The 25372-nt window shown below is 53.8% G+C and carries 26 protein-coding genes; 15 read left to right on the plus strand and 11 right to left on the minus strand.

The annotated features are described in order from the left end of the window. Positions 1–223: 223 nt before the first annotated feature. The 3 genes from ACYVHB_RS21540 (at position 224) to ACYVHB_RS21550 (ending at position 4244) form a co-directional block, all read left to right on the plus strand. Positions 224–2143: a helix-turn-helix domain-containing protein gene (locus ACYVHB_RS21540; RefSeq protein ID WP_461053859.1), complete on the plus strand. Its 1920-nt coding sequence runs from the start codon at positions 224–226 to the stop codon at positions 2141–2143. Then, positions 2140–3033: a TniB family NTP-binding protein gene (locus ACYVHB_RS21545; protein ID WP_461053860.1), complete on the plus strand. Its 894-nt coding sequence runs from the start codon at positions 2140–2142 to the stop codon at positions 3031–3033. Before ACYVHB_RS21540 ends, ACYVHB_RS21545 begins: the two co-directional genes overlap by 4 nt. 155 nt (positions 3034–3188) lie before the next feature. Further along, complete coding sequence (locus tag ACYVHB_RS21550; RefSeq protein WP_461053900.1) at positions 3189–4244, plus strand: TniQ family protein; 1056 nt, start codon at positions 3189–3191, stop codon at positions 4242–4244. Between the two features lie 91 nt (positions 4245–4335). On the opposite strand, the gene ACYVHB_RS21555 is transcribed toward ACYVHB_RS21550, so the two are convergent. Together ACYVHB_RS21555 and ACYVHB_RS21560 are read right to left on the minus strand one after the other, a co-directional pair. Further along, entirely contained in the window at positions 4336–5364 is a 1029-nt protein-coding gene (locus ACYVHB_RS21555; protein WP_461053861.1) for a TniQ family protein, read from the minus strand. Between the two features lie 474 nt (positions 5365–5838). After that, complete coding sequence (locus tag ACYVHB_RS21560) at positions 5839–6405, minus strand: hypothetical protein (RefSeq protein ID WP_461053862.1); 567 nt, start codon at positions 6403–6405, stop codon at positions 5839–5841. Positions 6406–6538: 133 nt separating this feature from the next. Between ACYVHB_RS21560 and ACYVHB_RS21565 the strand changes: the two genes are divergently transcribed. After that, the gene (locus ACYVHB_RS21565; RefSeq protein ID WP_461053863.1) at positions 6539–6826 is read left to right on the plus strand and encodes a helix-turn-helix domain-containing protein; all 288 of its coding nucleotides are present in this window, start codon (positions 6539–6541) and stop codon (positions 6824–6826) included. 451 nt (positions 6827–7277) lie between these two features. On the opposite strand, the gene ACYVHB_RS21570 is transcribed toward ACYVHB_RS21565, so the two are convergent. Genes ACYVHB_RS21570 through ACYVHB_RS21580 form a run of 3 tightly spaced genes read right to left on the minus strand, consistent with a single transcriptional unit; the run spans position 7278 to position 10884 of the window. Further along, positions 7278–8117 carry an NmrA family NAD(P)-binding protein gene (locus tag ACYVHB_RS21570; RefSeq protein WP_461053864.1) on the minus strand — a complete coding sequence of 280 codons (840 nt, stop codon included), beginning with the start codon at positions 8115–8117 and terminating at the stop codon, positions 7278–7280. Between the two features lie 45 nt (positions 8118–8162). Continuing rightward, the gene (locus ACYVHB_RS21575; protein WP_461053865.1) at positions 8163–9254 is read right to left on the minus strand and encodes a response regulator; all 1092 of its coding nucleotides are present in this window, start codon (positions 9252–9254) and stop codon (positions 8163–8165) included. Continuing rightward, on the minus strand, positions 9232–10884 hold the full coding sequence (locus tag ACYVHB_RS21580; protein ID WP_461053866.1) for a sensor histidine kinase: 1653 nt from the start codon (positions 10882–10884) through the stop codon (positions 9232–9234). The genes ACYVHB_RS21575 and ACYVHB_RS21580 overlap by 23 nt, the downstream gene beginning before the upstream one ends. Before the next feature lie 212 nt (positions 10885–11096). On the opposite strand from ACYVHB_RS21580, the gene ACYVHB_RS21585 reads away from it, so the two are divergent. The 8 genes from ACYVHB_RS21585 to pstB all read left to right on the plus strand — a co-directional run bounded on the left by ACYVHB_RS21585 (position 11097) and on the right by pstB (position 17403). After that, positions 11097–11429 carry a thioredoxin family protein gene (locus ACYVHB_RS21585; RefSeq protein ID WP_461053867.1) on the plus strand — a complete coding sequence of 111 codons (333 nt, stop codon included), beginning with the start codon at positions 11097–11099 and terminating at the stop codon, positions 11427–11429. A gap of 97 nt (positions 11430–11526) precedes the next feature. Next, positions 11527–11970: a 5-fold beta-flower protein gene (locus ACYVHB_RS21590; protein ID WP_461053868.1), complete on the plus strand. Its 444-nt coding sequence runs from the start codon at positions 11527–11529 to the stop codon at positions 11968–11970. A 36-nt stretch (positions 11971–12006) separates the two neighbouring features. Continuing rightward, the gene (locus ACYVHB_RS21595) at positions 12007–12825 is read left to right on the plus strand and encodes a universal stress protein (protein WP_461053869.1); all 819 of its coding nucleotides are present in this window, start codon (positions 12007–12009) and stop codon (positions 12823–12825) included. A 32-nt stretch (positions 12826–12857) separates the two neighbouring features. Continuing rightward, positions 12858–13868: a 2-hydroxyacid dehydrogenase gene (locus tag ACYVHB_RS21600; RefSeq protein ID WP_461053870.1), complete on the plus strand. Its 1011-nt coding sequence runs from the start codon at positions 12858–12860 to the stop codon at positions 13866–13868. 61 nt (positions 13869–13929) lie between these two features. After that, a complete protein-coding gene (locus tag ACYVHB_RS21605) occupies positions 13930–14922 on the plus strand; it encodes a PstS family phosphate ABC transporter substrate-binding protein (RefSeq protein WP_461053871.1) in 993 nt (330 codons plus the stop codon). Between the two features lie 4 nt (positions 14923–14926). Beyond that, positions 14927–15811, plus strand: a complete 885-nt coding sequence (pstC, locus tag ACYVHB_RS21610) for a phosphate ABC transporter permease subunit PstC (protein ID WP_461053872.1) — start codon at positions 14927–14929, stop codon at positions 15809–15811. Further along, on the plus strand, positions 15805–16647 hold the full coding sequence (gene pstA / locus ACYVHB_RS21615) for a phosphate ABC transporter permease PstA (RefSeq protein ID WP_461053873.1): 843 nt from the start codon (positions 15805–15807) through the stop codon (positions 16645–16647). Before pstC ends, pstA begins: the two co-directional genes overlap by 7 nt. Positions 16648–16650: 3 nt before the next feature. Then, a complete protein-coding gene (pstB, locus tag ACYVHB_RS21620) occupies positions 16651–17403 on the plus strand; it encodes a phosphate ABC transporter ATP-binding protein PstB (RefSeq protein ID WP_461053874.1) in 753 nt (250 codons plus the stop codon). 377 nt (positions 17404–17780) lie between these two features. On the opposite strand, the gene ACYVHB_RS21625 is transcribed toward pstB, so the two are convergent. From ACYVHB_RS21625 to ACYVHB_RS21645, 5 genes are all read right to left on the minus strand, one after another. Next, positions 17781–18335, minus strand: a complete 555-nt coding sequence (locus ACYVHB_RS21625) for a DUF1003 domain-containing protein (RefSeq protein WP_461053875.1) — start codon at positions 18333–18335, stop codon at positions 17781–17783. 64 nt (positions 18336–18399) lie between these two features. After that, positions 18400–18843: a hypothetical protein gene (locus ACYVHB_RS21630; RefSeq protein ID WP_461053876.1), complete on the minus strand. Its 444-nt coding sequence runs from the start codon at positions 18841–18843 to the stop codon at positions 18400–18402. A 17-nt stretch (positions 18844–18860) separates the two neighbouring features. Then, entirely contained in the window at positions 18861–19976 is a 1116-nt protein-coding gene (locus ACYVHB_RS21635; protein WP_461053877.1) for an Acg family FMN-binding oxidoreductase, read from the minus strand. Beyond that, positions 19973–20605 carry a hypothetical protein gene (locus ACYVHB_RS21640; protein WP_461053878.1) on the minus strand — a complete coding sequence of 211 codons (633 nt, stop codon included), beginning with the start codon at positions 20603–20605 and terminating at the stop codon, positions 19973–19975. Before ACYVHB_RS21640 ends, ACYVHB_RS21635 begins: the two co-directional genes overlap by 4 nt. A gap of 10 nt (positions 20606–20615) precedes the next feature. After that, complete coding sequence (locus ACYVHB_RS21645) at positions 20616–21221, minus strand: hypothetical protein (RefSeq protein WP_461053879.1); 606 nt, start codon at positions 21219–21221, stop codon at positions 20616–20618. Positions 21222–21383: 162 nt separating this feature from the next. Between ACYVHB_RS21645 and ACYVHB_RS21650 the strand changes: the two genes are divergently transcribed. Then, positions 21384–21644, plus strand: a complete 261-nt coding sequence (locus tag ACYVHB_RS21650) for a hypothetical protein (protein ID WP_461053880.1) — start codon at positions 21384–21386, stop codon at positions 21642–21644. Positions 21645–21730: 86 nt separating this feature from the next. Here the strand turns inward: ACYVHB_RS21650 and ACYVHB_RS21655 are convergent, their stop codons facing one another. Beyond that, positions 21731–22558 (minus strand): DUF6544 family protein, encoded by an 828-nt coding sequence (locus tag ACYVHB_RS21655; protein ID WP_461053881.1) that lies wholly within the window; start codon positions 22556–22558, stop codon positions 21731–21733. 287 nt (positions 22559–22845) lie between these two features. Here ACYVHB_RS21655 and ACYVHB_RS21660 point away from each other — a divergent pair, with 287 nt between their 5' ends. Continuing rightward, positions 22846–24270: an alpha/beta hydrolase family protein gene (locus tag ACYVHB_RS21660; RefSeq protein WP_461053882.1), complete on the plus strand. Its 1425-nt coding sequence runs from the start codon at positions 22846–22848 to the stop codon at positions 24268–24270. A 197-nt stretch (positions 24271–24467) separates the two neighbouring features. Beyond that, positions 24468–25367, plus strand: a complete 900-nt coding sequence (locus ACYVHB_RS21665) for a DnaJ C-terminal domain-containing protein (protein WP_461053883.1) — start codon at positions 24468–24470, stop codon at positions 25365–25367. Positions 25368–25372: the final 5 nt, after the last annotated feature.

Genomic DNA, 25372 nt, shown 5'->3' on the forward strand with positions numbered 1-25372 from the left:
CACTTTCTGATACTAACTGCGACAAACTCGTTTTTTCGCATACTATCTGCGAAATATTGCATTTTTAAGAAGTTCATCTTACCTTCGGTCTACCACTTTGATTATAACCGCTGATCGTTAACCGATTTAATTTCATTCACAAGCGGCTGGCCGGATTCGAATCTTCCCCTACTTTCAATCCGTGCTTTATCTTAGTTAGTTCAGTTGTTGGTTTCTCTCAGTCATGGGCTTGCTTAAAGTCAGACCTGGTGAAGAGGCTCTGTACGCCGGTCGAGTGGTCATCATCAAACGAGTGGAGCTTGCCACAGAGCATGCTTTGTGTGACTACGTGGACACGGGCGAACAGGTGCGGGTATCGTTTGCCCACCTGAATACGATACGGCCTAAGTTGTTGGCTAATTCCGCTCTGTCTACGCTTCCTGCTCTGGACTTAGCTGAAATTCCGCCCGAACGATTGGCCAAAGCGAGCCGCAAAAAACAGATGGTCCTGGCGGTCGAGGTCAATGCCAACCCGGCGTTGACCCCAGTAGCCGACAAAAAGTCAGTTCGTCAACTGGCTCAGTCGTTCGACGTGCACCCTTCCACGGTTTATCGGCACATCAATACCTACAATCTCCATGGTCGTGAAGAGCGCTATTTAGTCGAGAAAGTGCGCGGAGGCAAGGATCGCAAACGCATCACACCCGAAGCAGAAAAAGCCATTGAGCAAGCCATTGATCGCATCTATCTCACGCCCGAACGCAATTCTATAGCGGCTACTTACGAGGAAGTGAGACGACTCTGCTACCGCAATCAGATCAAGCCGGTACCCAGCTACGACACGGTTTGTCGGCGCATCAACGCGCTGGCGGATGGTACAATCGTCCGCCGGCGGGAGGGTGAGAAACGTTACCGCGAACTGTACCACGTGTCCAACGGGTCCGTTTGTGACGAAGACGACATTCCGTATCCCCTGCACACGGTGGAGATTGACAGCACCATCGTGGACGTTATCCTGGTGGATGAACACTTCCGCCAACCCTTGGGGCGACCTAACCTGACGCTGGCCGTAGATGTCTATTCGCGGATGGTTCTGGGCTTTCATCTCTCGTTTGATCCCGTCTCAGCCGACAGCGTAGCCCAGTGCATTGCCCATGCCGTATGCACGAAAGAGTTGTGGCTGAAACAAATTGGGGTGGAGGGCCAGTGGCCCTGTTGGGGCATCCCAGATCGGTTCCGGGTGGATAATGGCAAGGAGTTTAAGAATGATGCCTATCAGGTAGCCTGCAACAACTACGACATCCGTATCGTCTGGCGGAACTCGGTAGAAGACGGTGCCATCGTCGAACGGCTCATTGGCACCTCCATGCGCAACGTCCATTCCCTACCGGGCACGACTCAATCGAATGTGCAGGAGAAAGGAGATTACGATGCCGAAGAAAAGGCAACTCTAACCTTGAAAGCGTTCGAGATATGGTTTACATGGTGGGTCATCAAGTACAACAATCAGGTGCATACCGGCATCGGAATACCGCCCCTGTTCAAGTACTTGCACGCATTTGATCCGCCCGGGGGCGGCCCCGCACTGCGCGCCACCCCGGATTACATAACCAACCCGCTCGCTCTGCGGCTCGACTTTGCGCCCTACGAGCTACGAACCATCCAGCGCAAAGGGGTGGTGTTTGAGCACATCTGGTATTATGATCCCCTGCTCAAGTGGCTTCATCACCAGGACCGGAGTTGCAAGTACGTCTTCCGTCGGCTACCCGAGAAGGTGGGGAGCATCTGGCTGCGCGATCCAACCACGGGCGAGTATGATGAAATCAAGTGCGCCAACGTCAACCGACCAGCCATATCCCTTTGGGAACTCCGAGCTGCCAAAAAGCGGCTTAAGGATCGACTGGTTACGCCCGATGAAGAAACCATTTTCAAGGCGGTCGAGGTCATGCGGGCCATCGTCCAGCAGGAACTGGCTAAACGCAAAACCATCCGGCTTACGGTATCCCCCAACCGCATCATTGATCTACTCAATCCTACCCCGCGCCGGGACACGCCGGATCCGCTGAGCCGTTCGACGACCAGCGTCGCCCAAAAACTGGAGCTGACCACTCCATCCATCTCGGATGACGATGAAGTGAAACTCTTTGGATTCCTGACCCTATGAATCATCTGCAACCCGAGAGTCAACAAATGCTCAATGCAGACGTAGCGAGCCGAATAGAGTTTATTAGACAAGGTTGCCTGCTGAGATACCCGGTGGCTGAGCGGACGATCGAGCGACTCATTTACATCATTGAGCAACCTGATTCCCATCGCATGATCGGTACGTTGCTTCACGGCCCCAGCAACAACGGCAAGACAACCATCCTGCAGTATATTGTTAAGCGATATGGCCAGGTGCAAAACCCGGACACAGGCGAATGCAGCCAGGCGGTGGTCTACGTGAGCGCTCCGATCAATTGTGACGAGCGACTATTTCTACTGCTGATTCTGGAAGCGATTAACTGCCCGGCGGGGCACAAGAATCGGAACGACCTGTTTATACAGGTCGTTCATGTCCTGCGGCACCTGGAGATTAAGCTGCTTATCGTTGATGAGTTTCAGCAGCTCTTGGACGGCACACCCCGTCAGCAACGTACGCTGCTAACGACAATCAAAATGCTGTCTGACATGGTGCGGGTTCCCATCGTCGGCGCGGGTTTAGATACAGCTAAAAATGCGATTAACTATGATCCCCAGCTCTTCAATCGGCTCCGGCCCCGTCCGTTGCCGCTCTGGACAACCAGCCCGGAAGGTCTGGATGACTACCGATCCTTGCTGAAGACATTTGAAAGCTGGCTTCCGCTGCGTCAGCCCTCAAATCTGAGCAACCCGGTGATGGCCAAGAAGCTAAACGAGTTAACCCGTGGCCTGTTGGGGGAACTGGCCGAATTGCTCAAAATAGCCGGCACGTATGCTGTCGAGTCGGGGGAGGAGCGCATTACATCCGCGCTATTGGACGAAATTGTGAAGGTCAGGCAGCTCTATCAGCCGCCGGAAGCCTCGCTTTATTGACCGAATACCCAAGGCTTAAAGGTACTGGTTAGCGGAGCGCCCGTCTGTCCAACCAACGCCCCACCAAGAGGCCATAGACTCGGACGAGGTAGATTGTTAGAGATTATTGTTTACCTTAAGACGATCCCTACACGATACACTCTAACCTGCTCCCTCTGCTTCCCGGCAGTTGTTATCCGCAGCCCGATGAACTGTTGTCGAGCTGGGTTAGCCGCTTAGCCCTCAACCATGGCATGGCCCCGCTCGTGTTTTGGCAGAGACTCTCTCCGTCGGCAAAACCTAAACACCCGTCAGGATATTACGTTCACTTTGACATGGATCGCTACCAGCTACCGGAAATGCTCAACTTACTGGCTGCGCGTACGGCAACTCCTCTGGAACGGATTCACGACACGACGTTATGGGATTATGCGATGTTTGTTAAAGAAAAACCGCGCAATAGTCGTCGTACCTTTTTATACAACTGGTGGCTTTCTTTCAGCAACCCATTCGGGACCGTCGTTGGTCCCTCGTTCTGCGCAAGCTGCTTGCGGAAGGATGGTGCCCATCCGTACTTTCGCAAGCCGTGGCGCTTTTCATACACGGTGGCCTGTCTGGATTGCGAGGTGCTGCTGGCTAACGGCTGTCCTATCTGCCGGTCGAGCATTGACTACCGACAGCTCAACGCTAAGCTTTCAACCCAAGCCAGTTTGACGAATTTGGCTCCCAATCTCGCCACTTGCCGATCTTGCGGTTACGATCTGGCCCAGACCCCCGTGCAGCTGGCCGCGCCCGTCGTTTTAGCGCTGCAACAAAGGCTGCACCGGATCTGGCGAGAAAGCCCAACGGCTAGTTGCAGACAGGCGAAGCTTTCCTTTTTGTGGTTAGAGTCTATCATTAGTACCCTAGTCGACTTCAACGGATTTCTATTACAGGATAGGGCTCCGGCTTGCTTTCTGGTTCGGGGTAGCCGGAGCGAGCCGTCGCTAAATATGTTTGACGACTTGTCAGTAGATCTGCGGGCGCGACTGCTCTACCAGGCGATGGTATTTCTGGGCGAGGGTTGGGATGAATTTAGTCAATTGTACGCCCAGTACGCTCACCGATATAGACCGATGTACTTTTACGAAGAATCGCCCATGTTGGGGTTTCTTACTTTCCTTTTAAAGTCCATGCCCCCTGACTGGATGGCCAAATGGTCGGCGTTTGCACCGGACGTGAGAGATTCATAACCTAAGGCCCCTGCTCCCAACCAAAGGTCTTGCCTGGCTCGCTTACCGATCGCTGGGTCTACCCCGTATAGACTGGGTTCATACCCGACGGCTACCCGTTGACCACCTTCCGGGGTGAGTGCTCGCCGAATAGCGGCTTTAGCTCCTCGGCGGACCGATCCATTAATAGCGCCCGAAAGTACTGGTTGATTCGGTCAGGAGGGTAAGGCGACCCGGTATGGGCTCGAGGTCTGACGTAGACCAACCGGTGCACCTGGTCATAGGGAACTCCCGTCTGCAGTAGCCGAATCGTCCAGTGCAACCACTCCGATCGGACCCCGACTGGCAAGTGTTCGAATCGCCCGTTGAGAGGCCACCCGCGTAGGACGTCCACTGACAGGGGCGGATAAGGCAAGCTTCCCCGACGCGCCAACGAGAGAAGAACGTGTAACGCCTGGTATAGCACTAGAAAGTAGGGAGGTTGGTGTCGTTGACTGGCTAACGGGGACTGGGCGAGCTGATCGAGCAGGTGTTGCTGGCTGGCCAGGCAGTCCGGTGACGCGGTAAGCGCCGGGACGGTCGCCAGATCCGTGTGGCAACACCAACAGGTGCTTAAACGGGGCGGATTACGCCACTTAATCAACGAAATCGACAAGTAAGATAGTGGCCGCTGGCACACTGGACAGCGGTCCAATAACATCCGCTGGCATGTCAGACAGGCGACCCAGAACGATAGCTGCCAAGACTGGCGAAAGTAGGGTCGTTCCCCATCGAGGGCCAGGCACTGGGGGCAGTACTGCAGGCCAGCTCTGGGGGCGTGAGTATTCAGTTGAACGGTCGGTAACAGCCAGGCGTCCTTTCGACGGGGAATCCGCGATTGATGATAGGGGGTGGTGCTGGTTATCAAGGTTTGCTGGATGCGTTCGGGCGAGGTTAAGGTACGTTGCGCCAGTAAGTTTAGTAGGGATTCGGCCGGTTGATCCAGCCCGTGAGCAAGCAGGGGTGGAAGGGGCTGATCAGCCGTTAGGTGCTGGTACAGCTGGTGGGGTGTTAGCCAATGGTTATAAGCCAGACGGGCAAACCAACTCGAAAAAATCTCTTCCGGCTGAGGTGACAAACAGCCTGGTAACCGGCTCATCATGGTCGGAGTGGTGACTGGCGATCGACAATTGCTGGCCGATCGTTAGTGGTTTTTTACCCGTTCTCCGAATACGGTGGATAGCTACTCCCGCAGCAAGGCCCATTTGCTGATGGCTAAGCGGTACTTAGCCAAAGCCGATTAGTCCGTATACAAAGCTTTAAGCAGTTCGGTCTGGGTGTGCATATCCCGTTGACTTGGACGGACTGGCGAACCAGTTCTTCATAGATGACAACTGACTTCGTTAGTTTTAGCCTGCGCAAACTTGGTATAAATGGCTGTTCCGATTCGATCAATAGTCAAATCGGTTTCCTTCTTTTTTTTATCGCTCGTTTTACTGACTGCATATCAGCCCGAAGAGCGCTGAGGTCAATAGAACTGCCCTCGTCTGGATTCATTACTCCGGTTGGTAGCTGCAGGTATACTTCATGGAATAGGAAGATGACTGCCGGCAGAGTATTTAACGGGTAGGTGTAGTTAGATCGGCTGGACAATCTTCTGGATGTCTTTATCGGACGTTGTTTCAAAGCAACCGGCCGGAAAGTGAAAATTAATCTGAACGACGCCATACGTAACAATGGGGTCTGTAGTATCTATACCCCGAATATAGCGGGCGGATGCGATCAGATTAAGTGGACGTTCTTCCGGTAGGCTCGACTGAAGGACGGCCGCGAACCGGCTCGGTGTAAGCTCCTGCTGAATTTGGTGGAAGTCCACGCCGAAGCCCATGTGGAGTTCGTCAGAAAAATGAACGTCCAGCTTCATTTCAATTGTGAGCCACTCGTAAAAAAGCAAACTTAGGGTAACCCGCTTCTCATAAGGCTTACCCTCGGGCGTTGCAACTAAGTAATGCTGTTCGACAAGCATTTCACCCTCCCAGGAAGTATACTCGCTTTCGCAGGAAGCCTTCAGTTGAACAGTAAAAAAACGGATGATCTGTTCGTTAAGCAGATGGATGTCACCCAGTTGATTTTGGCTAAATCGGATGTAATTCTTGAAAGCCTGTAGCCTGAGATAAGCAATGGGGGGTGGAATAATGAGCATGACCGTCGTATGCCTGCGCTTGCGTGTATATTCTTTTACGCTGACCGGAATTACCCGAATCTGGCAAAGCTTAGTTACTCACAAAGTTAGCGTAATAAAAGATTAGGGCAAATTTGCCCTAACAACTTTTAGTTTGGATTTCATCCTTTACCGGGTGAAATATATCCGTGACCAGGAAGGCCTTAACCAGTTTGGCGCTCGCCTGCGCCAAGTACGTATGCAGAACGGTCTTACTCAAGAGGAGTTGGCCGCCCGGTCTGGAATGGAGTTTAGTCAGATTGGCCGGATTGAGCGGGGTGTGATCAATACCAGTTTGAGTACTGTCTTCGTGCTGGCTAAAACGCTACAGGTTGATATCCGCGTATTATTCGATTTTACTAACGATGCGTCACGGGGTAGCGCCGGTCCAGAGCCGCTTTGATGCAGGTGTTCATGTGGAATAAAGAACTACAGTCAACAACGGGTGCATCTACGAAAAAGGACAAAATACGTCACTATTCACATAGGTGCGTCTCAACAAACGGACGTTTTTCTGAACGATTTCCAGCGGAAACTGATCGTAACACAACTAATTCATTGATAGCCAAATAAGGAGTTCATTAAACAGTATTCGTTACCTCTTTTTTGGACGAAAACGGCCAGTTGAGTAGGAGGGGGGAGGGGAGCCTGTACGGATTTAAACAGGTTAGTCGCGTAAAGAAAACGTTTCGTAACCTATACCAGAAGCTTTACCAGGGGTTATCAAGCTATTTTCGCATGAAGGAAACGGTGCAGTACTGTAGGCCAACAATCACTTGATTGTAGCAAGACAAAGATTCATTTTTTGCCAACCCCTTTTAGAATGGTATAAATTATCGATAAAATAGTAGTGTTCAGTCCCAGATTGATTGGTACCGGTCGATAAACTTAGTCAGGCTATTGGGTTGCCGACCGGTCAGATGCGTAAAGTCCGAGCTGATGCGGGGGGCCTTTTGGAAGCGGGGCAGAAAATGAAGCAGAATCATCACCAGCACTAATCCCGATGCCATACCCTCCCGCCGTTTAACCAGATAATAACGAATGGGATTAGGACTCTCGTAACGCACCGGGTACCCAATGCGGGCACTGAGTAACACGCTCACCTGACCGAACGTCAGTAGTTCGTTGCCAGTAATCGTGTAGATCTGGTTTTGGTGCTGGGTCCAGTTAGTGAGGACTACCGCAATAGCCCGGCCAATGTCGGACACATCGACCCACAGGAAAGGAGCGTGGCCAGCGGGTAGAAATAGCCGATGGTGCTTGACGATGTCTTCCCGTAATGTCGTCGTCAGATTCTGCATGAAATAAGACGGACGAATGAAGGTATAGACCAAACCACTCCGGCGAATCAGCTTTTCGATTTTGGCGTGAGGGATGAAGGCAGCCTGGTCGGCTCCCTGCACCGACAAAAACACGATGTGTTTCACAACGGCCCGCTGACAGGCGGCAATGAACGGAGCGAAATAGGGATTGACATCGGCCAGTTGCGGTGGCCGTAAGAAAAACAGAACATCAATTTGTCGTAAGGCAGCCGGAAACGAATCAGGCTGCTCAAAATCCAGCCATCGCTCGGTTTCACTGATCGTGTTTTTCTGCTTTGTAGCCGTATAAAGATGGTGCTCATCGGCCGACAAATGCTCCAGCACAGCCGCCCCCACATTGCCGGTAGCCCCCGTAATAAGAATTGTACTCATAAAATAAGGGAACGTACGGTTCGGGTTGTCATCTGGTCGATCAGCTCACCACTTCGCGGAACGCAACTTATCCGGCTCCCCGATCCGAATGCCGCCCGATGCCGTCATCTCAATAAAGTTGGCACCCTTAAACTCAGTCAACGTCCGGATCAGCGACTCGGTTGCCGTGCCGACCATGGCCGCCAGATCATCCCGCGAGAGTTGAATGAGTCCGCCCGATTGTTGCCCGTGCAGGTTCAGCAGCGTATCCGCCACCCGTCGCCGAAGCGAGTTGTAGGCCATTCCCAGCAACTGGGCTTCGCGCTCAGCCACCCGACCGGCCAGCAACTTGATAAACTGTTGACTGACGACTGGATTGGCCAGCAGTAATTGCCGGAAGTCGGCTTTGGGTATATACACCAGTTCGGCGTCATTCACCGTCACGGCCGAGTCGGTGTAGTCGCTGTCTTCGAGCAACGGTACGTAGCCGAAAAAATCGCCGGGCTGGTAAATACCCGTAATCAGTTCTTTCCCGTCGGCATTGCCCCGCACGGTTTTAACGGTGCCCGACTTGAGAAAATAGAGCCGGGTCGGGTCATCGCCTTCTGAGTAAACGTACTGTTTCCGGCGCACGGCGTGGACCTTACGGTCGACCGACAGGCTTTGTAGGTTGCCCACCTGCCGGGCATCGGTTAGGAACTGCTCCAGTCCGTCCTGGTGAATGTCGTACGCTGACTGTAGTAGGGGCTGGACAGGTTGCTGCGGACGGTTCGCGGTATCGCCGACGTTTCGGAAGCGGTTCAGCCGCCCTTCGATGGCACTGAGCAGTTCCGATTCATCAAAGGGTTTGGTCAGGTAATCATCCGCCCCCAGTTCCATGCCTTTGCGAAAGTCACTACGCTCGATTTTGGCACTCAGGAAGATGAAGGGTACGCCCGCCAGATTCGGATTTTTATTGAAGATATGGAGTACCCCGTAGCCATCCAGCACGGGCATCATAATATCACAAATGACCAGGTCGGGTTTTTCAGCGAGGGCTTTTTCGACGCCAACCTTCCCGTTTTCGGCCCTATGTACGGTGTAGCCGGTGAGTTCGAGGATGTCCGCCGTATTGTTGCGGATCAGGTCATTGTCTTCAATCAGCAGGATCGTTGTCATACGGCAGGGTTAAGGTAACGGTCGTGCCCTGGTCCAACACACTGTGCAGGGCCACCGAGCCACCCATCAGTTCCACGTAGCGACCCACGATGTGAAGCCCCAGTCCGGTTCCGGCGATATTGGCGACGTTTCTGGCCCGGAAGAACCGCTCGAAGAGGTGTTCCTGGTCGGCCTTCGGTATACCGACCCCCTGGTCCTGCACAATTAGGGTCAATTCTCGATTCGTACACGTCGCCTGAACGGTTGTGGTTGATCCCGGCCCCGAGTATTTAAGGGCATTGGCCAGCAGATTGATCAGAATCTTACGCAGCAGCGACGGGTCGATCCAGACGGGAGACGGGCACGACGGGTGGGTTTGTACCGTTTGGCCCGGTTTCAACAGTCCCTGTACATCCGCGACAATTTCGCTCATTAATTGCGCCATATCGACCTCGGTGGGGTGGCTCCCGACCCGGCCAGCCTCGATCAGGCCCACCGACAGAAATTCTTCGAGGATGTCGTTGAGGTGTTTGACCGACGCTCGGATGTGGTCGAGGTGCTCCTTGCGCTTAGCCTGCTGGTCGGCCCCGGCGTATTTTTCGACTAAGGTGGCCGAGGTCAGCAGGGCCGTCAGCGGGGTGCGGAACTCGTGGGAGGCCATCGACACGAAGCGTGACTTGAGTTCACCCAATGTCTGTTCAGCCGTTAAAGCTTTGGCCAGCTCATTTTTCGATTGCTCCAACTGATCGAGCGTGTTCATCAGGGCGTGAGTACGTTCAGCCACTTTTTGTTCCAGCTCCGCGTTAACAACGCGGAGTTTTTCGTTGGCTCCGGCCAGCTCTTTGTTCAGCGTCTGGATTTGCTGGCGGGCCAGCACCTGCTCGGTGGCCTCGGTAGCCACCACCGTAACGCCCGTGATTTGGCCGTCTACCGCACGCAGGGGCTGGTACACAAAGTTCCAGTATACGGTATGCTGATGACCGTGACGGTTGATGACTGAGGGCAACTCGTGCGCCACGTGCGCCACGCCCGTGGCCATCACGCCGTCGAGCAACTGCTCGAAGCCCTGGCCACTGACTTCGGGCAGCAGCGTAAATAAGGGCGTGTTTCGGGCCTGCTCCGGGGTGCGGCCCCACATGGCGCACACGGCTACGTTGGCCCACTCAATCACGTACTGGGGTCCCCGAAGTACGGCCACGCCCACCGGGGCCTGCTCGAAGACGCGCTGCAACTCAACCCGCTGAGCCTCGGCCAGCACGTGAGCCGCCTGCTCCGCCCCCGGCCCCTGATCGATGAGCCGGACCAGCGCGAAGGGACGGTCGTGATCGGCAAACGCGCTGATGACCAGTTTTCCCCAGAACGGTTGACCGTCCTGCCGACCAATTTGTACCGTTTCCTCGTGTTGCCCGGCCTGAATGACGCGCTTGATCAGGCGGGCCCGGTACTCGTCCGCCAGGGGTGGTACCCGTAGCGACCGGGATCGGACAGGATCGCTCAGCAAAGCCTGTTCCGACGAAAACCCCAGTATCCGTATTCCGGCCGGATTAACCCGGACAAACCGCTCCTCGCTCAAATCGAAAATGCCGATAAAGTCGTTGCTTTTCTCGAAAAGTAAGTCAGTTAAGGCACTCGAATACAGTGCGGTCAGCATACAGCGTGAACTCGGTACTGGCACCTGCCAGCTGAGTTACAGGCTAAGTTACCCGGAATTTTCGGTAACGGGTCAGTAATCAGGCAGGCACCTGACGAATATCAGTTCGTTTGGCTGGCCGAACCGCCACTTTTACCCCAATTAGTGGGTAACTGACCGTCTGCCCATAGTGCTTTTCTTTTTAACCTTTCACGTACGGAAAGACACCACGTATGAAACTCGATGATCCTTATCCCGTTTTGCGTTCGGCCCAATCGGCCGTGCTGCTGATCTTTTTCATGCCTTCGGGAGGGGCTAACCGCCAGCAGCGGGCGTTGCTGAGCGCCTTAGCCGATTCCCTGCAGAAGCAACTGGGTGGCCTGCTGCGGATTCTGAGGATCGACGAGACCAACCACCCCGACGTGGTGCAGAGTTTTGCCATTACCCAGACCCCTGCTTTTGTGCTGGTTCGGCGGGGCATTGAACTGTGGCGGCAGGAAGGCCTGTCCGACGAAGCCACGCTGGTGGGGCTTATTCAGGATTTGCTCACCGAAAAGGTCCAATAAGAATCAGTTAAAGAGCTGATTGGCGTCAGGATAAATCTACGTGTACTCCTGTTGCTTTGTATTCAACTACGTAATCAATAGTTTACCCATTAGTGCCATGAAACAACTACAACCGTTTATTATCGCTTCCGCTTTGTTGCTGATGCCCTCATTAGGTTTTAGCCAGTCGGCTAATTATAAACAGCCCATGACGATCAGTGCCAGTGGTCAAATCAAAGACAGCAAAGGCACCGCCATCGGGTTGGTAACTAAAGATCACATGATTAACGATGCCAAAGGCAGCAAAATAGCCTTTGTCGATGGCCAGGGCAATTTGATCGACGCGAAGACCGGCAAAAAAATGGGCCGTATGGGCAAGGACGGAAAAACATACATGGATGCCAACGGTGATCTGATGTTCACCCTAAAAGATAATCCGGATGCGACGTGTGACATCTTCGACGCGAAGGGCAACAAAATCGGCAATGTGCATGATAGCTTTAAAGGAGCGGCCTGTGCGCTGCATTGCTTCCAGGCGGGTCATACCCACATGAATCAATGAATGTCACCCGTAGTGTTTACCAACAAGGTCTCAACCGTGAAAACGATTGTTCTGGCTACCGATTTTTCGCCCAACGCCAACCGGGCAGCCCGCTTCGCTGGTCAACTGGCACTTGATCAGCAAGCCCAACTGATTTTACTACACGCCTACCAGGTCTGGCCCGATAACCCCGCTAAAACGGGTGACTTCCCACTGTCGGCAGAAGCCACGCGGGAAAGCAGCTTAACGGCTTTACACCAGTTGGCAGATAAGCTAAGTGAAGAGGTTGGGGCGGCCGTACCGATTCGGTGCATCGCCCGGGAAGGCCATACCATGAACGCGATTCGCAGCGTAACTAAGGACGAGCACGCCGACTTGCTGATCATGTCTACGGTTGGCACGGCTCCCCAAAGCGCCCAGTTGATGGGAAGCATAGCGACGGGAATGGTTGCCGAGACCCAGGTGCCGCTCCTGTTGATTCCGCCCGGCATTACCTATGCCGGGGTAAAAAACGTGGTGTTGGGTATTGACCTGGCAGCCGCCCCCAACGCCGTATCCCTGGACACGGCCCTGAGTTTTGCCCGGTCGTTCGGCAGCGTAATCAATGCGCTATGCATTAGTGATAACCCGGATGACGCCAGTACGCGGCATCAGGCTGAGCATATTCGGCACCTGTTGAATCCGCAGCCCCACACGCTGACCATCCAGACCGGAGACGAAATCTACGATACCCTACTCGCCTTCGCTCATGCCAACAAAGCGGACCTGATAATGATGCTGCCGCAGATGCGGAACTGGTTCCAGCAGTTGATTGGTGAAGGGGAGACGCAGCGCATGGCTCGTCTGACCGATATTCCGCTGCTGGCGGTTGTCTAATTCTGACCTTTCTCCACAAGAACGGTCTTACCATGAACATCGCCTTTTTTAGTTGCCATCCCTACGAGCAGACCTTTCTGGAAGCCGCCAACGGCAACCACCGGCACGAGTTGACCTTTCTGCCCCAGGCACTGACGCCCGAAACGGTTCCGCTGGCGGCTGGCCACCAGGCCATTTGCGTCTTTGTTAACGACCAGCTTACCCGCTCGACGCTTCAGGCACTGGCCGGGCAGGGCATTCGGCTGGTGGCCCTGCGCTGTACGGGCGTCAATCAGGTCGACATACCGACGGCGCGGGGGTTGGGCATTCGTATCCTGCGCGTACCGACCTACTCGCCCCACTCGGTGGCCGAACACGCCGTGGCCCTGCTGTTGTCGCTGAATCGGAAGACCTATTTGGCCTACCAGCGGACCAAACAGAACAATTTCACACTCGATGGCCTGATGGGTTTCGACCTGTATGGCAAGCGGATTGGCGTGATCGGCACGGGCAAGATCGGCGCGGCCTTTGCCCACATTTTGCTTGGCTTTGGTTGTCACGTACTGGCCTATGACAAGATGCACTCGGCCGTGTTGCAACAGCTTGGCGTGGAATACCTGCCTCTGGATGATTTGTTGAGAGAGGCCGATGTTATCTCGCTGCATTGTCCGCTGACGCCCGAAACGCACCACCTCATCGACGCCCCCGCGCTGGCCCGGATGAAATCCGGGGCCTACCTGATCAATACCAGCCGGGGCGGTCTGCTGGATACGCCCGTAGTGCTGGACGCGCTGCAAAACGGTCACCTGGGTGCATTGGGTATCGACGTGTACGAACAGGAGGATGACTTCTTTTTTGCTGACTGGTCGGGTAAGGAGATGCCCGATGCGGATCTGAACACTCTGACGCATTTGCCGAATGTGCTGGTCACGGCGCACCAGGGCTTTTTCACCCACGAAGCGATGGAGCAGATCGCCCGTACCACACTCAACAACCTGACGTATCTGGAACAGGGACGCCTGCCGCAGGAATGTCTACCGGCGGATGCCGTGGTGGTTGGATGACAACAATTTGGTAATAAGGCTAATAACGGGGTTGGCTTGCGCAAGTCGTACCTTGACGTTGATGTGGACAATCAAAGCGGTAAGGAATGCGGTGGAACACCGATTACGGTCACCTGGTTACGTCCTACTGCTGGGGCTGGCGCTGGTCGACTGCCGTTCCAATCCTGCCAACCCGGATACGATTCACATCGACGGGTCGAGCACCGTGTTTCCGTTAACGGAGGCCGTTGTCGAAGAGTACGGAAAGCAGAACGTCGACCAGAAGATCACGGTTGGCATATCGGGTACGGGGGGCGGGTTCCAAAAGTTTTGCCGTGACGAAGCTCAGATCATTAACGCATCACGGTCGATTACCGAACCCGAACGCACCCGTTGCGGGCAGAACAACGTCCGGTTTCTGTCCGTCGAGGTAGCTTACGATGGCTTAGCCATCGTGGTGAACCCCGCCAATACGTGGGTCACGAGCATCACCGTTGCCGAACTCCGGCGGCTGTGGGAACCGGCGGCTCAGGCCAGAATTACCCGCTGGAACCAACTTCGCCCCAACTGGCCCGATGCTGAGATCCATCTGTTTGGCGCGGGTGTTGCGTCGGGTACTTACGATTACTTTACCGAAGCCATCGTCGGCAAAGCCCACGCCAGCCGGGGCGACTACACCGCCAGCGAAAACGATAACGTGCTGGTGCAGGGTGTCGCCACTGACCGGTTCGCGCTCGGTTTCTTCGGGCTGGCCTACGTGGAGGAAAATAAAGCCCGGCTCAAGGTGGTAGCCGTTGATGATGGCAACGACCAAAATGGCAAAGGACCTGTGCTCCCAACGGTCGAAACGGTGCGGAACAAAACCTACGCCCCCTTGACCCGCCCCCTGTTTCTGTACATCAATCAGGGGGCAGCCCGGCAACCGGTGGTGCGAACGTTCGTCACGTATTATCTCGACCACATCGCTCAACTGGCGCAGGAAGCTGGGTATGTACCCTTAAGCCGGTCCGAAAGTAACCAGCAGCGCGCCCGGTTCGAGCAATTCGCCGGTCTGCCCACGCCACCCGTTCCCTGACCCAATGACGACCCGCCAACTCCGCACCGAACGAATCATCGAGGGTACCTTAGCAGCCTGTGCGCTCCTGACCGTACTGATTACCATCGGCATTATCTGGACCCTGTTTTCGGAAACGGTGTTGTTCTTTCAGTCAGTCCACTTGTTCGACTTTCTGACCGACACCGAGTGGACACCGCTGTTTACCGACAAGCATTTTGGGATTCTACCCCTGCTGACGGGTACGCTATTGACAACTTTTATTGCCCTGCTGGTAGCGATGCCGGTGGGCGTCATCATTGCCGTGTACCTGCGTGAGTACGCCACGCTCCGGTTTCGACGGGTGATGCAGCCCCTGCTCGAAGTGCTGGCTGCCGTACCGACGGTAGTCTATGGTTTCTTCGCGCTGACTGTGGTGACCCCGTTTTTGCAGCAAATCATTCCCGGTCTGGCGGGTTTCAACGCGCTGTCGGCGGGGATCGTGATGGGCATTTTGATTATCCCGCTGATTACCTCGTTGAGCGAAGACGCGCTGATGGCTGTACCCGAACCCATTCGCCAGGCGTCCTACGGACTGGGGGCTACCCGGCTGCAAACCGCCTTCCGGGTCATGGTTCCGGCAGCCTCGTCGGGCATTCTGGTGTCGCTGATTCTGGCTTTTTCGCGGGCCGTGGGCGAGACGATGATCGTGGCCGTAGCGGCTGGTCAGCAGCCCCGCCTGACGCTCGACCCGCGCGTACCCATCGAAACCATTACGGCCTACATCGTACAGGTGAGTCAGGGCGACGTGCCGCGCGACTCGCTCGAATTTCGGACGATCTACGCGGCCGGTACAGCCCTGTTCCTTGTTACGTTCGCCCTCAATAACATCGGCTACTGGATACGCACCCATTACGGAAGATCATGGTGACCAATCGAAAAGACAGGCTATTCCAGATTTTGGGCATCGGCTGCACGTTCCTGGGGCTGTTGCTGCTCGGGCTGTTTCTGGTGGACATTTTCCGACAGGGAGCCGGGCGGCTGAGCGGGTCGTTTTTGACCCATCTGCCGTCGCGCTTTCCTGAACAAGCGGGCATCTACACGGCGTTGGTCGGTTCGTTTTACATTCTGGCACTGACGGCGTTGCTGGCCGTTCCGGTGGGCATTGGGGCGGGGCTTTATTTAGAAGAGTACACCAAAAAGAACTGGTTAGCCACGCTGATAGAAATTAACATTCTGAACCTAGCTGGTATCCCCTCGATTATTTACGGTCTGCTGGGTCTGGGCTTATTCGTGCAGACGTTACACTGGGGCAGCAGTGTGTTGTCGGCAGCCGCTACGCTGGCCCTGCTGGTGCTGCCCACAATCATCGTGGCCACGCGCGAAGCGATCAAAGCCGTTTCGGGTTCCATCCGCGAGGGGTCGTATGGGCTGGGCGCTACGCACTGGCAAACGGTGTGGTTTCAGGTGTTACCAGCCGCAGCGGGCGGCATCACCACGGGCGTAATTCTGGCCCTGCTCCGGGCCATCGGTGAAGCGGCCCCCTTGGTCGCTATCGGTGTGCTGGCCTACGTACCGTTTGCTCCGACGAATCCGTTTGATGCGTTTTCGGCCCTGCCCGTTCAGATTTTCAACTGGATCGACCGGCCGCAATCGGGTTTCCGGAACGCAGCCGCAGCCGCCATCATCGTGCTGCTGGGTATCACGTTCCTGCTCAACGGCATCGCCATCTACCTCCGCAGCCGCTGGCAACAGAACCGACCCTAATCTATGGCGATCTTAGAAAGTAAATCCGTGAACGTTTTCTACGGCCCTAAGCAAGTAATCGACCAGGTGTCGATGGGCATCGACGAACACTGCATCACCGCCCTGATTGGCCCGTCGGGTTGTGGAAAATCGACATTTCTGCGATTGTTCAACCGGATGAACGATTTCATCGGCGACTTCCGAAAAGAAGGTGACGTGCTGGTGGAGGGGAAAGAAATTTACGCGTCTGCTGTATCAACCGAAGACCTGCGTAAACGGGTCGGCATGGTGTTTCAACAGCCCAATCCGTTTCCCAAGTCGATCTTTGAGAATGTTGTCTACGGCCTCCGTTTGCAGGGTGTTTCGCAGAAGTCGGCTCTGAACGAAAAGGCCGAACACGCCCTCCGGCGGGCCGCTTTATGGGATGAAGTAAGCGGGATACTAAATAAGTCGGCGTTGTCGCTGTCGGGTGGACAGCAACAACGATTGTGCATTGCGCGGGCGTTGGCGGTGGAACCGGCGATCTTGCTGCTCGATGAACCAGCCTCGTCCTTAGACCCGATTTCAACCGCTAAGGTGGAGGAATTGCTGCTCGAACTCAAGCAAACCTGTACACTGGTGATCGTGACGCACAACATGCAGCAGGCGAGCCGCATCAGCGATAAAACAGCCTTCTTCAGTCTGGGCAAACTGGTTGAATACGACGACACCAAACGCCTGTTCGATCAGCCGCACGAGGGCGAAACGCAACGGTATCTGGCGGGAAAATTTGGCTGACAGACCAGATCATTTAAAGTTCATTTACTCCCTCGTTGGGGCTAATATTAATCAGGTAGTTAACTGACCAAAATAGGGTTTGTAAGCGGTAGCGGCCGCCATCTTTACGGTGTGCTCTGGCCACGGTTTCTATCGTTGACGGCTACTGGCGGCATAGCTCACATTACCGTTCTGGTTGTGGGGGGTACTGGCTCGGCCAATTGTTTTCCGGATTAGAACAGTACATTGAATACATCTTCATTGGCGTTGTCACCCTGGCAATCGGTACGCTGGCCGTGAAAGCGGGGCAAGAGTCGCGCAGTTCAGTTGGGTAGCAATAGTCAAGGTTAACCGCTTACCAAGCATGAGTTCCTGCTCACGCCTTTTGTGTTCAAGAATTACGATTTGACCGTAACGTTTTCGAGTCTGGCATTTATCTCCTGAAGCAGAACGAACTGTTTTTCCTGCGTGTCGAATAGCGTTTTGATTTGTTCTTCCAGCAATAAGTCTATTTTCTGATTCAGGCTGCGAATTTGCATTTCTGCCTTCAGATTGATCAGGTAATCATTCTCGCTCCGCATCCGGTCTTTTTCTTCCTGCCGGTTCTGGCTCATCATGATAATGGGAGCCTGCAACGCAGCAATACAAGACAGGATCAGGTTCATCAAAATGAATGGATAGGGGTCGAACTTGTAGTGTCCGATGGCTAGTACGTTGAAAATAATCCAGCCCGTCAGAATAATGCCGAACAGGATAATAAACCGCCAGCTTCCGCCAAATCGAGCGACCCGGTCCGACAGTTTTTGCCCCTGTGTCAGAATTTCCAGCGGGGGATTTACGAGATTGTGAATGATGAGTTCCTCGGCCACAAGCGTCTCCCGGACAATCTTATGCAGCTTTTCGAGGTGCGCGCTTTCATCCGACAAAAGCTGGTCTATACCAGTGTTGTTCATCTTCGTGTTTTCAGAGAGTTGGTGAGCATATTATAGATTATGGAACGCGACCAACGCGACACATTTACTTTCTGTATACGCTTCTGACAGTCGGTAACAGCGTAACAAAGAGTATAGCAATGGCCAGAAACATATAGAGGGTGTGCAGCCAGCCTACGGCCTGAAGAAACATCATTTCGGCTTGTAGCCAGACAATGAGCGCAAAAGCCACGTAAATACTGCCCGTCCATGCCCAGTGCATATCGGAAAAGAAATTGAACCGTTCGGCCCATTTACTTACCGGCTTTTTCAGCAAGGCAATGACCAGCCCACAGGGAATTACCCCCAGCACGATGAACAGTATAACTCCGGGGATCAAAAAGTTAGTGAAAGGCGACTTGTCTAACATAGACAAGGGCATCCCGAACAGGTTGCCGGAAGGCGAAACTATAAATACGCCCCCGCCCCCGACAGCCCCCAAACCAAGGAAGCCCAGCAAAATCATGAGAATAGTTCGACTTGTTTTCATCGTGTGACATGCGGTTTTTAGATGTGAGCAAACTGATCGACTGACCGCCGAAGCGAAACCGGTTCGGGATACGTTTTTAAATAGCCGGTACGCAGAATAAATTGAACTGGATCGCTGATGCCGATGGATTGGTTTACAGTTTGATTCGTCGGGGATTCTTCAAGAATCTGCGTCATCGGGTGAAGGGCAATGCCCCGATCCCGCACCCTCAGAAACAGCCGCTGCATCCGTTTGCCGGCTTCCAGCAGGCTCGTTACGGCATTGTCTTTGCTGCTAATCAGCAGCCAGCCCGCCGATTGGGCTACCTGCTTCTGTACGCTATCAATGCTTTGGTCCCGGAAAGCGGGCTTCATCACGGCTGATTTCCCGTAAAAGTTGCGCAGCACCCAGCCGGGAATTCCGTCTATTTCCATGCCTGCCGTGGTAAGTCCGTCCCGATGGGCAGCCGCGTCTTTACTCGAAAATCGAATCCAGTCGGCCAATTCCTGCTGGGCCACATCCCGATACGACTGAATCCGGTTCGCTTCAATGGTTTGTTCGTTGAGCCAACGGTGTTCTTTTGCCGTATTCGGTACAAACTGGATACGATCTGCTTCGCCGTTGACTACATATGCAAGGTCCGCTTTTTGCAACCCGTCGGGGAGGTAGTTGGACCGTACGGTTCGGCGGCTGATTAGTTTCTGACGATCAAAAGCTGGTGCATTGCCCGACTTGCGGAGGTTGACCGCTACGATTTCTTCATCCTGATTGCTCGTCGCCAGGGTATCGAACTGGCCGGTATAACCTATGCTACTGGCGGCATACTCCATGTTCTGCAAGAAAGCTCCAATCGACAGGATAGTTTCGCGCTGGGTGGGATCGACGCCCGGAAGCCACCGGCTTTTATCGTTGCCGACGATCCAGTGGTACGGTTCAACGCGTTTCACGAACCAGGGCTGCGTATTGTGGCCACTGGGCGCGAGGGACGCCAGATATAAAATCGTCCGTTCATCAGAGGTTAATTGAACTCTTCCGGTACCGGTTTGAGGGCTGTCAGCACGCGTAAAATTATGTTTGTCGCTCAGGCCGTAGTACGTGCCTCCGGCAAGTACTACGGTACCTCCCGCAATGCCTAAAAACTGCTGTCTGTTCATGGCTGCTTTATTGGACTCAACTGGGCCGAAACCGCTGAAGTGGTCAGGTGGCGCTTCGCAATTTCTTCCCCCCACGAATACGCCATCGACACGGTGACGGCGATTTTAGATTCTTTGCCGCGTGATTCGTCATTGGGTCTCAAAAGCCACAGCGAACGCGAATCCAGAAGATTGGCTTTTTTGTCCAGAATCAGGGTTTCTAATGCTTTTTGGGAGGCCCCCGTCGAGCCGCCCCCGACCGTAATGGCCACCACCGATTTACCGTCCAGATCCACTTGTTTCTGGATAAAATCACTCACAGCCCAATCAGGCCGCCAGTTGTAGGTGTTGGCGCAAAACACATACAGATCAATGGGCTGATCGTCAACGTCGGGGGCTGCTTCGACGGTGGCAACCGTCACCCGCGTACCCTGATCGGCTAATCCCTGACCAAACGACCGGCTTACCTGTTCGTCCAGACTGTAAAAAGGGTCGGGGTCGTACACAATCAGGGCGTTTACCCGCGACGCCTGAGCGCCCAATTCCCAGCTTCGTTTTGGGCCGACACTTTCCGTCCAAAAGGTTAGGACTGTCCAGACGGTGGCTAAAACAAGGGTGGTAATACCCGTTATTCTGAATAGCTTTTTCACGATTCCCAAGTTAATATTTCCGCCAAAGCCTAGCCCCGATCCGTATCACGGGTGAAATATCAGCATTGGGAATGTTATACCGAATATCGCCGAAATCTGCGCTCTTGTTACGCCGTAAATACAGGTGCACACCCGGTTGCACATAAAAAACCCTGCCAATAAAAAACTGGTAGCTTAGGCCCAACCCGGTATCAATACTCTTTATGTTTTTTGTGATCCCCGTGCTCTGCTGTTCGATGCCGAAGGTGTGGCTTTCGAGATAGGTGTAGAGTTCGAGGTTTTTCCAGACGTTGTAGCCAAAGAATATGCCGGGCGACGTGTTGTAGAACCGTTTGAACGCTGGTGACGAATTGTTCAGCCCAACCGTTTCCGCGTTGTAGGTGCCCCCGTTGATGACACTCGCTCTGACTCTGAATTTACGGTAGCGGTAGCCAACGGCGAAGTGATACCCGCCGGTAATAAACATGGGCACCAAGCTCTCCACCTCCAGGGCCTGCTTCACTTCGTAATTTCGCGGGTTGGGATGCCAGAATGAACTCGTCGATGAACTGCTTTGGGCAAAGACGCTTGTTGCCGTGAGTGATACTACCGCCCAGAAAATCGCTACTTTTTTCATGTGTCCTGCCTGTTTAGTATTCGTTTAGATTTCAGACAAAGCTATTTCAAGGCTTATCCCCCTGACATGAGCAGAATCAGCACAACGTATGATTTTCGGCCTAACCGCCCACGATGGATCTGGGTACCTTGGTGGTCTGATTGCACGGTAGAAGAACCGGGGATGGATAACGCGCTCAAGTTGTTTTGGGTAAAACAGATTCACACGGCGATATGGGCAATTTTCGTCACGGTTATCATCTACGTCCTGTATTGTGGATTAGCCGACGATGTAAATCGGTACACCTGGATTGCCATCGGGCTGGTCATTGCAGAAAGGCCTAACATTACCGTGTTCGGCGGTCGTTGTTCAACGACGATACTGGCCCGAGAATACGCTGAATCGGACCGGGATAACTTCACTGTATTTCTACCCAACTGCTGACACGTTACAACAAAGTGATCTTCTCCACCGCGTACGTCGTCAGCCTGACAGTGGTGGAATATCGACGGCTGCACCGGGCTTAATGGTCAATACGCATACGGCTGATCGTATTCGATGTCGCGCAGGACGAAACGGGCATACGGTTTTTCTTCACCTTTAATTACCCAGGCGGCTTCGATCCGGGTTGGTACGCGCAAACCGTGCCTGTCCTGATAATTGGATAAGTGGCCAACCCAAGTTTCGATGTGCGTCACGTCGCGGTACCGTTGGGCCTGGCAACGCACGAGTTCGCCCCGTTCGTTAAAGCTCATCAGGCAGGAGACGGTTTGGCCGTGATCGGTCAGGGTGAGCGTGGCCGAGTAGTCATCGACGGGCGACCAGATCACCCGCCCGCCGGGCAGCAAGCTGGTGGGAAACCAAACGGCTTCGGGCAGCCAGCGCAGCAGTTCGCCCTGGTCGTAACTGGGGCCACGGCCCTGCACAATGGGCAACGTACCCAGAAACCACACCGTCAGGCTTCCCCGCCCCGCCCCGTACTGGTCACGCGCCGTGAACCAGGTTGTGGTGCCGATCCAGACGTAGCCTGGCTTGTTGGCCAAAAAGTATTCCTCACCGGTAATTGGCATCCAGTCTTTTTTTAGGTCGGTTTTGAACTGGCCGTCGTGCCGAAGCCGAACCGAGCGCAGGTAGGGCTGGCCCGGTTTAAGCACATGCCAAAAATATCGCTGCACCGGCGCGGGCAGGTCAGTCAGTTGAACGGGGTCGTAGGTGTCAACCGGGCCGGTGTCGGCCAGCGCAAACAAATCGGCCACATTCCGACGTAGCTGATGGGCTACGAGCCACCGTCCAGTCAGTAATGCGATAACCGGAACGGTGAGAGCCGACAGAATCAGCATACTGGTTTTGCGTGTCAAGGCTGGTGTTGATTAGGGGGGTAGCTAGTGCCGAAGGGGACCGGCATAGTTCGCCCGTTTAACGATGCCCCAAAACTAACGGCTACCCAATTTCAGCACCCTAACGAGAATCAGTCAGCGGGCTGACTTACACCGGTCAACCCGGCTTGGAAATAATAAGCAGGGGTCGCTTCGTGGTCAGCGACAGGTGGTGAATCCGGGTTTGTACCAATTGACGTGGCCGATGCATTAGATTATAGTATATTGCCTTACAGATATTGCCGGGTAGAGAGCTGATAAATTACAAAATGAGATTAGTTGAACTGATATTGCTCGCCTTTAATTGGTTATTATTTATAGTATTCCTGTATCCAGAAAGTCGATTTTTAAATCTGATTTTACGTGTAATGCCGATTGCAATACTGCTACTGATTGCTGCTACATTCATTGAAGGGCCCCGCTGGCAGATGCAACCAGCCTATATACTCACGATAGTTCTCGTTATAAGTTGCCAATTAAAACGACACGTTGGCGTAGAATTTTTTAAGATCAAATTCTTGAAAAGCCTCTTATTCGTTTTGGTCGTAGTACTTCTGTTAGTTTCTACTGTACTGCCAACTTTGGTTCCGGTCTTTCGTTTTCCTAAACCCAGCGGCTCCTACGGAATAGGTACCTTGGCTTACCATTGGATAGATAGCAGCCGACAGGAAGTCTTTAGTAAGCCTATAAACAGGCATCGCGAACTCATAGTGCAAATCTGGTATCCTGCCGAAAAGGAAACACGGTCGACTAAGGCAGGCTACCTGCCTGATGCGAATAGTGTTGCAAAGGCAATGGCTAAACTACTGGGTAAATTTCCTGCCTTCTTTTTGACACACTTAAAATATATTGGGACGCATAGCCGAGAATCGGCGCCTGTGGCGGTTGACCAGCCTGATTATCCGGTGCTGATTTTTCTTGAAGGCCTCACAGGTTATCGTCAAATGAATACGTTTCAGGTAGAAGCGCTTGTCTCAAACGGCTATATCGTGGTAGGCATCGATCAACCAGGAGTCGCATCGTCAGTGACATTTCCGGACGGCCATGAGATTCTTAGCCCCGGGCGGGGGCTGAAAGAATTTCATATACCTTATTTCGCCAAAGACGTAAGTTTCACCTTAGACCAGCTTATTCAGCTAAATGCCTTAAGCGCTGGAGAAATGCTGTCGAATAGATTAGATCTCAGGCACATAGGCATATTTGGCGTTTCATATGGGGGCATAGTTGCAGCCGAAGCCTGCCTTAAAGATACCCGTTTAAAAGCATGTTTGGTAATGGAAGCCTTTATGACAACGGACGTCGTGGAACATGGCTTGGACCAGCCAACCATGTGGATAACAAGGGATGCTACTAGTATGCGGCTGGAGAGACAGGGTTTGGGCGGCTGGGCCGAAAAGGATATTGCACGACATCAGACGACCATGCGAGGAGCATATAATAAACTTCACGGAACCGGTTATTTTTTACAGATACCAGGCATGTTCCATATTGATTTAACAGATTTGAATTATCTATCGCCGGTTTTGCCGTATATCGGATTTAGCGGTCCGGTAGGCAGCCAACGGGCACACGATCTCATCAATACGTTTTCGCTAGCCTTCTTTGACAAACACTTAAGAAGCCAGGCTGTCCAACTACTTAATGGTACACCCAGCCCGTATTCGGACGCGACTTTAGAGAGTCGTCGGCCATGATTTGGCCTTCAGTCTCGGTTCATATTGGCTTTGAACTGATGGATTAATTCAGAGCAGCTAGCGTGGACTGCTGCAAATCAGGCGAATAACTGACCATCGTCATGAATTGGCCGGAGCAGAGCGGCCACCTTTGTCTACAGAAAATAGGGCAATTAATTGTCGCTCACCGGTCAACAGAAAACCCTTTTGCATGCCGTATGGACTTTATTGATTATTACAGCATCCTGGGGGTGGCGACCGATGCGTCGCCGGAAGTCATTAAAAAAGCCTATCGCAAACTGGCCCGCAAGTATCACCCCGACGTAAATCCGAACGACGCGGAGGCCGGTACTAAATTCCGGCAGCTCAACGAAGCCAACGAAGTACTGAGCGACCCGGAGAAACGGAAGAAGTACGACCAATACGGCAAAGACTGGCAACACGGCGAGGAGATGGAACAGGCCCGGCACCAACGCCGACAGGCCGGGGCTACCTCAACCGCCGACGGAAGCCGATTTTCGGCCGACGGGGACGGAGCCGATTTTTCGGATTTCTTTTCATCGATGTTCGGCCAGCAGACAGGCGGGCGCGGCAGTGGGCGGCAAACCCGGTTTCGGGGCCCCGATTACCAGGCCGAACTGCACCAGAGCCTGGTGGAAGCCTACACAACCCACTCGCAACCGTTGACCCTCGATGGCCGCACCATTGGCATCACGGTGCTGGCCGGGGTGGAGCAGGGCCAAAAAATAAAACTGACGGGCTACGGCGCACCGGGCGAAAACGGCGGGCCAAACGGTGATCTGTTTATCACGTTTGTGATTGGCGAAGACCCCCGCTACCGACGCAACCGAAATGATCTGTACGTCACCGAAGTAATTACGCTTTACACGGCGGTGCTGGGCGGAGAGGTCGTTATCGAAACGCTGGCGGGTAAGGTAAAGATGCAGGTGGCACCCGGCACCCAAAATGGCGGCTCCGTGCGGCTGAAAGGCAAGGGCTTTCCTGTTTATAAGCAGGAAGGCACCTTCGGCGACCTCTACGTGCAGTGGCAGGTCACAATCCCGACCAATCTGACCGATGCCCAGAAAGACCTGTTCACCCAATTAGCTGCTCTCTAATCATA

It is taken from the genome of Spirosoma arcticum (genome assembly GCF_054779955.1).